The organism is Mesorhizobium sp. M1A.F.Ca.IN.020.06.1.1 (assembly GCF_004023265.1).
Taxonomy (GTDB): domain Bacteria; phylum Pseudomonadota; class Alphaproteobacteria; order Rhizobiales; family Rhizobiaceae; genus Mesorhizobium.
In genome coordinates this window covers 1-10605 of sequence record NZ_RZSR01000084.1, presented here as the reverse complement: position 1 = coordinate 10605, position 10605 = coordinate 1, and the positions used below count along the sequence as shown (strand labels likewise).

The following is a 10605-nucleotide window of genomic DNA, read 5'->3' as shown; positions in this document are numbered from 1 at the left end:
TCGCAGGAGGGATCGCCGACGCCCGACGTGCCGAAGTCGATGACAGCGCTCAGACGGCCGTCCTCGACCAGCAGATTGCCTGAGGCGACATCGCCGTGGAACCAGACGGGCGAGCCGTGCCAGCCGGCAGCAAGCGCCGCCTTCCAGACGGCAGTGGCGGCTTGCGTATCGATCCGGCCTTCAAGCGCAGCGATGGCCTGTCTCGCCTCGTCGTCATAGACGGCCAGCGGGCCGCCGCGATAAAAATTGTGCTGGCCAGGTGCCGGCCCCGCGGTCGGATCGATCCGTTTCAGGGCGACGAGGAACTCAGCCAGCGAGACCGCGAACGCGCGAAGGTCGGCGATGTGACCGGTTTTCGCCGTCTCGCCTTCGATCCAGCGGTAGACGGACCAGTGCCAGGGATAGCCCGCCGCCGGCTCGCCCATGGCGAGCGGCTCGGGAATCGGCAGCGGCAGAAGCGGCGCGAGCTTGGGCAGCCAGCGATGCTCCTTCTCGACCTGCAGCGCATAGGGAGCAGCACTTGGCAGCCTGACCGCCATCGTGTCGCCGAGATGGAAGGTGCGGTTGTCCCAGCCGCCGAACGCGACCGGCTTCACAGGCAGATGCCGCCATTCGGGAAACTGCGCGTCGACGAGCCGGCGCACGAGAGCGGTGTCGATATCCATCTTCGGGCTGTGCATGTCGCTATCCCAAAACCGCGTCGCCTTTGGTCGACATTCATCAGTTGGGAAACTCCAATCCCATCTCGCGATAGCGCTCCGGGTCGTCGCCCCAGTTCTCGCGCACCTTGACGAACAGGAAAAGATGCACCTTCTGCTCGAGGATCTCGGCGATCTCGGCGCGCGCGGCCTGGCCGATGGCGCGGATCGTCTCGCCCTTGTGGCCAAGCACGATCTTCTTCTGGCTCTCGCGCTCGACATAGATGACCTGCTCGATGCGCACCGAGCCGTCCTTCTTCTCCTCCCACTTCTCGGTCTCGATATGCGAGGAATAGGGAAGCTCCTGATGGAGCCTCAGATAAAGCTTTTCGCGCGTGATCTCGGCCGCGAGCTGGCGCATCGGCAGATCGGAGATCTGGTCTTCCGGATAGTACCAGGGACCGGCTGGAAGGGTCTCGGCAAGATAATCGAGCAGGTCCTTGCAGCCGGAGCCGGTGAGCGCCGAGACCATGAAGGTGCGCTGGAACGGCACTCTTTCGTTCGCTGTCGCGGCCAAAGCAAGCAGCGTCTCCGGCTTGACCCGGTCGACCTTGTTGAGGACGAGCAGCATCGGCTGCTTGACGTCCTTCAGCCGGTCGAGGATGGCGTCGGCATCGCCTTTGATGCCGCGTTCGGCATCGATCAGCAGCACCACGACATCGGCATCCTTGGCGCCGCCCCAGGCGGTGGTGACCATGGCCGTGTCCAGCCGCCGCCGCGGCTTGAAGATGCCGGGCGTGTCGACGAAGACGATCTGCGCGTTGTGATGCGTGGCGATGCCGCGCACGATGGCTCGGGTGGTCTGCACCTTGTGGGTGACGATCGACACTTTCGCGCCGACCAGCTGGTTGACCAGCGTCGACTTGCCGGCATTGGGCGCGCCGATCAGCGCGACGAAGCCGGAGCGCGTGGCAGGCGTTTCGAAGGTTTCGGTGACGGTCATGCAGCGCTCCATACGCCTTCGCGCAGCAGCAACGCGGCCGCCGCCGCCTGCTCCGCTTCGCGCTTGGAACGGCCGCTGCCGATCGCCGGCGCGAAAGAGCCGACCTTGACGCTGACGGTGAACAGCGGGTCGTGGTCGGGCCCCTCGCGAGCATCCACCCGGTAGGCCGGCACCGCGCCCGACGCCGCCTGGTGCGCCCACTCCTGCAGCTCGGTCTTGGCGTCGCGGCGGGCAGCACCGATCGCCTGCGAGCGCGGCTGCCAGTAGCGATGGATAAACGCGCGGGCGGTCTCAAGGCCACCGTCCAGATAAAGCACAGCGATCAGCGACTCCAGCGCGTCGGCACGCAGATTGGTTCGCTTGCGGCCTTCGAGATTGCGCACGTCGGAGCCGGCGCGGATCAGCTCCGGCAGGCCGATCTCCTCGGCGATCTCGGAGAGCGCCTCGGCATTGACCAGCGCGTTGAGGCGGAGCGACAGCTCGCCCTCGGCGGCATCCGGAAAGGCAGCGAGCAGCATGTCGGCCACGACCAGGCCGAGAACGCGGTCGCCCAAAAATTCGAAGCGTTCGTAGTCGACGCCGGCATGCGTCGAACGCGCGCTGGCATGGGTCAGCGCGCGCTGCAGACGCTGGCGGTCGGCGAAGGCGTGGCCGGTGCGCTCGACAAGCGCTTCGGCAAGGGCATCGGCGGTCAAACGCTTGGTCGCCGCCATAACCTTAGTGGACGAGATGGAACAGGCGGCCGGCACGCATCAGCGACGGCCACTTCCAGATTTCCAACGGGCTTGCGCCATCGGCGATCGAGAAGAAGATGACGTTGGCGCGGCCGACGAGGTTCTCGGCCGGCACGAAACCGACGGTGAAGCGGCTGTCGGAGGAATTGTCGCGATTGTCGCCCATCATGAAATAGTGGCCGGGCGGCACATCGAACTCGCGCGTGTTATCGCCGATCGAATTGGGCGTCAGATCGAGCGTGTCATAAGTGACGCCGTTGGGCAGCGTCTCGCGATAGACGTCGACGGGACGGTCGACCTCGGTGATGTCGGGGTTGTCGATCTGGCCGACCTTTTCGCGCGGCACCGCGGTGCCGTTGATGAAGAGCTGGCCGTCCTTGACCTGGATCTTGTCGCCGGGCAGGCCGACGACGCGCTTGATGTAGTCGACGGACGGATCCGGCGGGAACTTGAACACGACCACGTCGCCGCGCTTGGGCTCAGAGCCCCAGATGCGGCCGGAGAAAATGTTGGGGCCGAAGGGCAGCGAGTAGCGCGAATAGCCATAGGCCCATTTGGTGACGAACAGATAGTCGCCTTCGAGCAGCGTCGGCCGCATCGAGCCGGAGGGGATGGAGAAGGGCTGGAACAGCAGCGTGCGGATGACAAGCGCGAGCAGCAGAGCCTGGATGATGACGGAAAAGGTTTCCCCAAGCCCGCCGGATTTCTTCTGCGATTTTTCAGCCACGCTCATGTCGTCCTCGATTGTGCGTTGGTTGGTATAGAGTCTCGGCGCGCGCTGGGCAACGTCATGCCGCCCGTGGTCAGATGGAATCAATGTGGCGCTTGTTCGGCGGGCACTGCCTCGATGATCACAAAGGCTTGAGCAAGTGGAAAATCGTCGGTGATAGTGAGGTGGATCAGCGCATGGTGGCCCTTGGGCAGGATTTTTTCCAGCCTGGCGGCAGCGCCGCCGGTGAGCGCCATGGTGGGCGCTCCGCTGGGCAGGTTGACCACGCCCATGTCGCGCCAGAAGACGCCCTCGGCCATGCCGGTGCCAAGCGCCTTGGCGCAGGCCTCCTTGGCGGCGAAGCGCTTGGCGTAGGAAGCGGCACGGGCCGCGCGCTTCTCCGACTTGGCCTGCTCGACCTCGGTGTAGATACGCTGGATAAAGCGCTGGCCGTGCCGTTCCAGGGACTTCTCGATACGTCTGATGTCGATCAGGTCACTGCCGATGCCGATGATCATTCCGCGGGAACTTCCCGTCCGCCCTGCCGGGCCTTCCTGGCTCGCTCGGTCATTCGCCGCTGCCGTTGCGCGCGAAAAGCGGTCATGCCCCACCGCGTGACACCATAGAAGACGAGCCCGAAGACCAAGCCGAGGGGCACCGCGCCGAGAAGCATCGGCTCCAGGATCGGGTGCCACAGCTTGGCGAAGGAAAGCGTGTGCATCATTTCCCCGAGATGCTCCGGCGGCCCATGCCTGGGCAGATGTTCATGCAGGATGAGCTTGCCAGTCTCCCAGGACGCGCCCCAGAGCAGCGGGAAGGACAGCGGATTGCCGAAGAACACCGCACCGAGGGCTGCCGCCACCAGATTGCCGGCGATCACCCAGCATAGCACGGCGGCGATGATGAAGTGGAAGCCCAGCGGGAAGAAGGAGGCGAAAACGCCTGCCGCGACTCCGGCGGCCACCGAATGGGGCGTCGCTTTCAGCCGCAGAATGCGCTTGGAGAAATACTGAACGGAGCGCGAGAACGAGCGGCGCGGCCATAGGTAAGTACGCACCCGCTCCAGGAGGCCATCAGGCTCTCGGCGTCGAAAAAGCACTCTGTTTCGGTTCCTGGTCCAACACACGCTTCCCTGCCAGCCGGGTCGCGCCAACATTATCTTGCGCTTCACCGGCGCAGGAAGGCAACAAAACTTTGCTATAGCGGCGATTGCCAGACCACGGAACAGCGAAACGTCGCCGCGATGGTCTGCCGCAGGCTCTTACATGAGCGCCATTCTGGCGAAACTGAGGAAGACTGGGCAAAGCATGTTTGGCCATTCGTCCTTGCGCGACCGCGGCGCCGAGGTATCGGACGCGGTCAGCCTGGGCTTTTCAGCTAAGTTCGATATTCGCTGACCTCGACCAGGTTGTCGTCGGGATCCCGGAAATAGACCGACATCATTCTGCCGCGAGCACCGGTGCGCTCGACAGGTCCGACTTCGACCGCCACACCGTTGGCTTCGAGGCTGGCGCGGATGTCGGCAAGAGGCACCGCAGCAATGAGGCAGAAATCGCCGGAGCCCGGCGTCGGCGCCTTCGCCTTCGGCTCAAAGGTGCGAGCGACCTCGTGCAGATTGATCTTCTGCGATCCGAACAGAAGCGCGGTCGGCCGGCTCGGCTCGTCCAGCCGCCCCATGCCCAGCACGCGCTGATAGAAGTCGCAAGTCGCTTCGACAGACCGGACCGTCAGGACGAAATGATCGATGCCGGCTATCATGGGGCCTCTGCGCGCTTCGCTGGCAAAGAGATTCAACCGGCACCCTCAGGTGCTTGTTTTCATTCATCGCCAGGTCAGATATTTCGGCTTCCCGGCTTAACGGCAGGGATGGCGGCAAGTTCCGGCGGCAGGCGGTCGGGCGGGTAGGCCGGCACCTCATATTCGGCGAGCGCAATCAGCGGCACGCCGACATCGGTCTTGCCGGCCGAGCGGTCGATGATGCAGGCGGCCGCCACCACCTCGGCGCCGAGCTGGCGCAGGCAGTCGATGGTCTCGCGAATCGAGAGACCCGTGGTGACGATGTCCTCGACAATGACGACGCGCGATCCCTTTGCGATCTCGAAGCGACGCAGTCGGAACTCGCCCCCTTCCCGCTCGACCCAGACCGCCGGCGCGCCGAGATGGCGCGAGGTCTCGTAGGCCGGGATCAGGCCGCCGATCGCCGGGCCGACGACATAGTCGATCCTGCCCGGCACCGCCTCACGAATCTTCTCGGCCAGCGCCTTGCACAGGCGCTCGGTCTTGTCGGCATGCATGAAGACGCGCGCCTTCTGCAGGAAGATCGGGCTGCGCAGTCCGGACGTCAGGATGAAGTGCCCCTCGAGAACCGCGCCCGCCTCGCGGAAAATGCCCAGCACTTCATCGGTGTTCATTGTTCGCTCCATGCTCTTGGCGAGTGGTGAGTAATGAGTAGTGAATAGAATAGCGATGAGTGAATGGTGAATGGTCGTGATAGGCAACCTAATTCACTATTCACTATTTACTATTCACCCATTCACACGCCGTGCGTCGCTGACGCTCGAATTATCCTTGAGCTGCGACAGCAGCCGGTTGAGGTGCTTCAGGTCCCAAACCTCGAGGTCGATCAGCATCTCGGTGAAATCGGGCGCGGTGCGCACCATCGACAGCGTGTGGATGTTGGCATCGTTAGACGCGACGACCTGCGCGATGTCGGCGAGCGAGCCCGGCGCATTGATGGCTGTGACCGAGATGCGGGCCGGGAAGCGCTCCTTGGTACGCTCGTCGATGTCCCAGCGCACATCGATCCAGCGCTCGGGCTGGTCGTCGAAAGCCTGCAGGGCCGGCGACTGGATAGGATAAATGGTGATACCGGTTCCTGGCTGAATGATGCCGACGATGCGGTCGCCGGGCACCGCCCCTTCCGGCGCGAAGCGCACCGGCAGGTCGCCGCGCACGCCGCGGATGGGCACCGCACCGTCGCGCTGCTGGTCCTTGCCCTTGCGCGCGGCGCGGCCGGGCATCTGGAACAGCATGCCCGCGGCGTTGCGGATCTTGGACCAGCCTTCCTCGCGCTGCTTGGGCGCCGCGACCGTGACGCGCTCGTCCTTGTAGTCGGGGAAGACTGCTTTCATGACATCGGTCGAGGCAAGCTCGCCGCGGCCGACAGAGGCCAGCACGTCCTCTATATCCTTGCGCGCCAGGCGATGCAGAACCGGCTTCAGGCTTTCCTTGGTGAAGTTCTTGCCGGCGCGCTCGAAGGCGCGTTCGAGGATGCGGGCGCCGAGCCCGGAATATTGCTTGCGGATGGCATTCTTGGTGGCGCGGCGGATGGCGGCGCGCGCCTTGCCGGTGACGACGACCGATTCCCAGGCTGCCGGCGGCACCTGCGCCTTGGAGCGGATGATCTCGACCTCGTCGCCGTTCTTCAACTCCGTCATCAGCGGCATGATGCGGCCGTTGACCTTGGCGCCGACACAGGTGTCGCCGACATCGGTGTGGACGGCATAGGCGAAGTCGATGGGGGTGGCGCCGCGCGGCAGGGCGATCAGCATGCCCTTGGGCGTGAAGCAGAACACCTGGTCCTGGAACAGCTCGAGCTTGGTGTTTTCCAGGAAATCCTCGGGATTGTCGCCCTCGGCCAGTTGCTCGATGGTGCGGCGCAGCCAGGCATAGGCGTTGGTCTCCTTGGAGATCGCGTGCGCTGCGCCGTTCGGCTTGCCGCCGCTGTCCTTGTAGATCGAATGCGCGGCAACGCCGTATTCGGCGATCTTGTTCATCTCGCGGGTGCGGATCTGCAGTTCGACGCGCTGGCGCGAGGGGCCGACAATGGTGGTGTGGATCGAGCGGTAGTCATTCTGCTTCGGCGTCGAGATGTAATCCTTGAAGCGGCCAGGCACCATCGACCAGGTGGTGTGGATGGCGCCAAGCGCGCGGTAGCAGTCCTCGACGGTGTCGACGACCACACGGAAGCCGAAGATGTCGGAGAGCTGCTCGAAGGAGAGCGCCTTGGCCTCCATCTTGCGGAACACCGACCAAGGCTTCTTCTGCCGGCTTTTGACGCCGGCTTTGATCGCGTGTTTTTCGAACAGGCCGGACAACGCCTTCTCGATCTCGTCCAGCACGCCCTTGTTGCGCTCGAAGATCTCGGCGAGCCGCGCGGTGACGGCGCGATAGGCTTCCGGATTGATGTAGCGGAAGGCGATCTCCTCAAGTTCCTCGCGCATGCCTTGCATGCCCATGCGGCCGGCGAGCGGCGCATAGATGTCCATCGTCTCCTCGGCGATGCGCAGGCGCTTGGACTCGGGCATATGGTCGAGCGTGCGCATGTTGTGCAGGCGATCGGCGAGCTTGACCAGCAGAACGCGAATATCCTCGGAGATCGCCAGCAGCAGCTTGCGCAGGTTCTCCGCCTGCTCGGCCTTCTTGGAGACGAGGTCGAGCTTCTTCAGCTTGGTCAGTCCCTCGACCAGCTTGCCCATCTCGGGGCCGAACAATTCATCGATCTCGGCCCTAGTGGCGGTCGTGTCCTCGATCGTGTCGTGCAGCAGGGCAACGGCGATGGTCGCCTCGTCCATATGCATCTCGGTGAGGATGGCCGCCACTTCCAGCGGATGCGAGAAATAGGGATCGCCCGAGGCGCGCTTCTGGTGGCCATGCTTTTGCATGGCGTAGACATAGGCCTTGTTGAGCAGCGCCTCGTTGACGTCAGGCTTGTAGCGCTGCACGCGCTCGACAAGCTCATACTGACGCATCATGGGCGAAATCTCGCGGTGATGAAATGATTGATGCGCCGCACCGGCGTGCGACGCATCCCATAGATAGCCACGAAACTGACGATACGGAAGTCCCGGATGCTTGATCCAGGCCCGTGTCCAAGAGCTTAGTAGTCGTCGCTCTTTTCCGGCGGCACCAGACCCTCGATGCCGGCGAGCAGGTCTTCCTCGCTCATGCGGTCGAAGGCGATGTTCTCTTCGGCATCGTCGGTGTCGGCACCAGCGGTGGCAGCGCCGGTCTGGTCGGCGATGGCCTCGCCCTCGGCCTCCGGCTCGTCGACCTCCACATGCTTCTGCAGCGAGTGGATCAGGTCTTCCTTGAGGTCGTCCGGCGACAGCGTCTCGTCGGCGATCTCGCGCAGCGCAATGACCGGATTCTTGTCATTGTCGCGAGGAACGGTGATCTGCGCGCCCTGGCTGATCTGGCGGGCACGGTGGCCGGCGAGCAGCACGAGCTCGAAACGGTTGTCGACCTTGTCGATGCAATCTTCAACGGTTACGCGGGCCATGGACTGCCCCTTTCATGCGTGGATTTGATGGAAAACTGGCGGGCTCCATAACAAGGACGCCGCCGAAATACAAGCTTTATGGCGGGCACCGCCGAAGCACGAGCCCCTGCCCGGCTCAATATCGGACTTCGCCTTGCTTACCTGGTGCCGATCACAATTGCTTGCAATGCGCGCCCTGCCCTTGGATATCCATAAATCTGGCGTTATCTCGAAAGGGGCGGGAAGAGGGACCATTATCGGGCCTACCCGTCACGTCCTTTTAGACGACAGAAATTTTTGAAAAGGGATATTTTTCAATGTTCGATCCCCGTGAAAAGATCGCTCTTTTCATCGACGGCGCCAACCTCTACGCCACCTCGCGGGCGCTGGGCTTCGACATAGACTACCGCAAGCTTCTGTCGAGCTTTCAGAAACGCGGCTACCTGCTCAGGGCCTATTACTACACCGCGCTGGTCGAGGATCAGGAATATTCCTCGATCCGGCCGCTGATCGACTGGCTGGACTATAACGGCTTCAAGGTGGTGACCAAGCCAGCCAAGGAGTTCACCGACTCGACCGGCCGGCGCAAGATCAAGGGCAACATGGACATCGAGCTCACCGTCGATGCGCTGGAGCTTGCCGATGTCGTCGACCACTATGTCATCTTCTCCGGCGACGGCGACTTCCGCACGCTGGTCGAGGCGCTGCAGCGGCGTGGCCGCAAGGTGTCGATCATCTCGACCATGGCCTCGCAGCCGCCGATGATCTCCGACGACTTGCGCCGCCAGGCCGACCACTTCATCGACCTCATGACGCTGAAGAATGAAGTCGGCCGCGATCCATCGGAACGGCCGGTCCGCCGGCCGGAGCCGGCTGAAGCCGACGAGGACGATTATTGAGCGCGGCGGCCTTGAGCGCTGCGCCCTCCCCCGAGCCTGACCGCGATTGTCCGCTTTGTCCGCGGCTGCACGACTTCATCGCCGCCTGGCGCCAGCGCGAGCCGGGCTGGTTCAATGCACCGGTGCCGACCTTCCTGCCGCCGGAGGGCGAGGGCTCGGTCAGGCTCCTCATCGTCGGGCTGGCGCCCGGCCTGCGCGGCGCCAACCGCACCGGGCGTCCCTTCACCGGCGACTATGCCGGCGACCTGCTCTACGCAACGCTGATCGCTCAAGGGTTGGCGCGCGGGGAATTCAAGGCCAGGCCCGATGACGGGCTGGAGCTCGTCGGCACCGCGATCACCAATGCGGTGCGATGCGTGCCGCCGGAAAACAAGCCGGTCGGCGCCGAGATCGCCACCTGCCGGACCTTCCTCAAACCGACGATCGCGCGCTTTGCCAATCTGCGGGCCATCCTGACGCTGGGCTCGATCGCGCATCAATCGACGGTGCGGGCGCTGGGCGGGCGCGTCGCCACCCTTCCGTTCCGCCACGGCGGACGACAGCAGGCCGGCGGCATCACGCTGTTCTCCAGCTATCACTGCTCGCGCTACAACACCAACACCGGTGTGCTGACGGAAGCGATGTTCGTCGATGTCTTCAAGGAGATAGCAGCCTTCCTGAAGAGCTAGGGTCCGGCGCCGCGGCAAACAACTCCGACAGCCTCGCCGGCCCGCCCTTCAGCACATTCAGGTCGACGTCGCCGTCGATGCCGTCGACACGGCCTGTGTCGAGATATTGCCAATAGACCCAGTCGTCGTCGTTCAGCGGCCCCCGCACAGAGCGCAGCCAGCGCTGGCGTACCGCGATATGAGCGGCATAGGTCGGTGCCGTCTCATCGGTTATATAGAGAATGGCCGGCTTGCCGTAAGCCGCCTCGACCGGGCCAAGGAATGCCAGCAGTTCGGCGTTCAGCTCGGCGGGCGAAGGGCGTCGCGGACAATTGCCGTGGAACTCGATGTCGACCACCGGCGGCAAGAGCTGCTCGCCGCGCGGCACGACCGATATGAAGTTCCTGGCCTGGTCGGCACCCGGGCGGCAGAAGGTGAAGAAATGATAGGCGCCGACAGCGAGGCCCGCCGCGCGGGCCTGGCGCAAATTCTCAGCAAAGGCATCATCGACATAATCACCACCTTCCGTCGCCTTGATGATGGCGAAAACGACATCGTCGGCCGCGACGCGCGGCCAGTCGATCCTGCCCTGGTGATGCGAAACATCGATGCCCCTTAAGGGGAATTTGCCGCGATCCGGCGGGAAAGCACGGTGCCGGAAGAAGCCCTCTGCCCATGTGGCAAGCGCCAGAAAGACGAAAGCCAGGGCCAGGGC

Annotated in this window: 14 protein-coding genes; 3 read left to right on the top strand and 11 right to left on the bottom strand. The window is 63.9% G+C overall.

Annotation, left to right across the window (positions count from 1 at the left end; translation table 11 throughout):
- The 6 genes from EOA60_RS06315 to EOA60_RS06290 all read right to left on the bottom strand — a co-directional run.
- The coding region (locus EOA60_RS06315) for an aminoglycoside phosphotransferase family protein (RefSeq protein ID WP_164899203.1) at positions 1-680 on the bottom strand (680 nt) is incomplete at its 3' end.
- A gap of 40 nt (positions 681-720) precedes the next feature.
- A complete protein-coding gene (gene era / locus EOA60_RS06310) occupies positions 721-1653 on the bottom strand; it encodes a GTPase Era (RefSeq protein ID WP_095823681.1) in 933 nt (310 codons plus the stop codon).
- Complete coding sequence (gene rnc, locus EOA60_RS06305) at positions 1638-2354, bottom strand: ribonuclease III (RefSeq protein WP_066997455.1); 717 nt, start codon at positions 2352-2354, stop codon at positions 1638-1640. The genes era and rnc overlap by 16 nt, the downstream gene beginning before the upstream one ends.
- A 4-nt stretch (positions 2355-2358) precedes the next feature.
- A complete protein-coding gene (lepB, locus tag EOA60_RS06300) occupies positions 2359-3108 on the bottom strand; it encodes a signal peptidase I (RefSeq protein ID WP_066997458.1) in 750 nt (249 codons plus the stop codon).
- Positions 3109-3188: 80 nt separating this feature from the next.
- A complete protein-coding gene (gene acpS, locus EOA60_RS06295; protein ID WP_067321104.1) occupies positions 3189-3602 on the bottom strand; it encodes a holo-ACP synthase in 414 nt (137 codons plus the stop codon).
- The gene (locus EOA60_RS06290; protein ID WP_067321101.1) at positions 3599-4183 is read right to left on the bottom strand and encodes a DUF2062 domain-containing protein; all 585 of its coding nucleotides are present in this window, start codon (positions 4181-4183) and stop codon (positions 3599-3601) included. The genes acpS and EOA60_RS06290 overlap by 4 nt, the downstream gene beginning before the upstream one ends.
- Positions 4184-4349: 166 nt before the next feature.
- On the opposite strand from EOA60_RS06290, the gene EOA60_RS39625 reads away from it, so the two are divergent.
- Entirely contained in the window at positions 4350-4481 is a 132-nt protein-coding gene (locus tag EOA60_RS39625) for a hypothetical protein (protein ID WP_259979799.1), read from the top strand.
- On the opposite strand, the gene EOA60_RS06285 is transcribed toward EOA60_RS39625, so the two are convergent.
- The 4 genes from EOA60_RS06285 to rpoZ all read right to left on the bottom strand — a co-directional run bounded on the left by EOA60_RS06285 (position 4462) and on the right by rpoZ (position 8365).
- Entirely contained in the window at positions 4462-4842 is a 381-nt protein-coding gene (locus EOA60_RS06285; protein ID WP_066997467.1) for a VOC family protein, read from the bottom strand. The genes EOA60_RS39625 and EOA60_RS06285 overlap by 20 nt on opposite strands.
- Before the next feature lie 74 nt (positions 4843-4916).
- The gene (gene pyrE / locus EOA60_RS06280; RefSeq protein WP_095823682.1) at positions 4917-5495 is read right to left on the bottom strand and encodes an orotate phosphoribosyltransferase; all 579 of its coding nucleotides are present in this window, start codon (positions 5493-5495) and stop codon (positions 4917-4919) included.
- 114 nt (positions 5496-5609) lie between these two features.
- Positions 5610-7838, bottom strand: a complete 2229-nt coding sequence (locus tag EOA60_RS06275; protein ID WP_066997471.1) for a bifunctional (p)ppGpp synthetase/guanosine-3',5'-bis(diphosphate) 3'-pyrophosphohydrolase — start codon at positions 7836-7838, stop codon at positions 5610-5612.
- 125 nt (positions 7839-7963) lie between these two features.
- Positions 7964-8365, bottom strand: a complete 402-nt coding sequence (rpoZ, locus tag EOA60_RS06270; protein ID WP_067321093.1) for a DNA-directed RNA polymerase subunit omega — start codon at positions 8363-8365, stop codon at positions 7964-7966.
- 296 nt (positions 8366-8661) lie between these two features.
- Between rpoZ and EOA60_RS06265 the strand changes: the two genes are divergently transcribed.
- Both EOA60_RS06265 and EOA60_RS06260 read left to right on the top strand, forming a co-directional pair.
- Complete coding sequence (locus tag EOA60_RS06265) at positions 8662-9243, top strand: NYN domain-containing protein (protein WP_066997475.1); 582 nt, start codon at positions 8662-8664, stop codon at positions 9241-9243.
- On the top strand, positions 9240-9911 hold the full coding sequence (locus EOA60_RS06260) for a uracil-DNA glycosylase (RefSeq protein ID WP_164748189.1): 672 nt from the start codon (positions 9240-9242) through the stop codon (positions 9909-9911). The genes EOA60_RS06265 and EOA60_RS06260 overlap by 4 nt, the downstream gene beginning before the upstream one ends.
- Here the strand turns inward: EOA60_RS06260 and EOA60_RS06255 are convergent.
- Positions 9880-10581 carry a glycoside hydrolase family 25 protein gene (locus EOA60_RS06255; RefSeq protein ID WP_245322309.1) on the bottom strand — a complete coding sequence of 234 codons (702 nt, stop codon included), beginning with the start codon at positions 10579-10581 and terminating at the stop codon, positions 9880-9882. The genes EOA60_RS06260 and EOA60_RS06255 overlap by 32 nt on opposite strands.
- Between the last annotated feature and the right edge of the window lie 24 nt (positions 10582-10605).

Excerpts from the sequence above, each read along its gene's own strand:
- era (WP_095823681.1), bottom strand. The coding sequence starts at position 1,653 with ATGGAGCGCTGCATGACCGTCACCGAAACCTTCGAAACGCCTGCCACG.
- rnc (WP_066997455.1), bottom strand. The coding sequence starts at position 2,354 with ATGGCGGCGACCAAGCGTTTGACCGCCGATGCCCTTGCCGAAGCGCTT.
- lepB (WP_066997458.1), bottom strand. The coding sequence starts at position 3,108 with ATGAGCGTGGCTGAAAAATCGCAGAAGAAATCCGGCGGGCTTGGGGAA.
- acpS (WP_067321104.1), bottom strand. The coding sequence starts at position 3,602 with ATGATCATCGGCATCGGCAGTGACCTGATCGACATCAGACGTATCGAG.
- EOA60_RS39625 (WP_259979799.1), top strand. The coding sequence starts at position 4,350 with ATGAGCGCCATTCTGGCGAAACTGAGGAAGACTGGGCAAAGCATGTTT.
- EOA60_RS06285 (WP_066997467.1), bottom strand. The coding sequence starts at position 4,842 with ATGATAGCCGGCATCGATCATTTCGTCCTGACGGTCCGGTCTGTCGAA.
- pyrE (WP_095823682.1), bottom strand. The coding sequence starts at position 5,495 with ATGAACACCGATGAAGTGCTGGGCATTTTCCGCGAGGCGGGCGCGGTT.
- EOA60_RS06275 (WP_066997471.1), bottom strand. The coding sequence starts at position 7,838 with ATGATGCGTCAGTATGAGCTTGTCGAGCGCGTGCAGCGCTACAAGCCT.
- rpoZ (WP_067321093.1), bottom strand. The coding sequence starts at position 8,365 with ATGGCCCGCGTAACCGTTGAAGATTGCATCGACAAGGTCGACAACCGT.
- EOA60_RS06265 (WP_066997475.1), top strand. The coding sequence starts at position 8,662 with ATGTTCGATCCCCGTGAAAAGATCGCTCTTTTCATCGACGGCGCCAAC.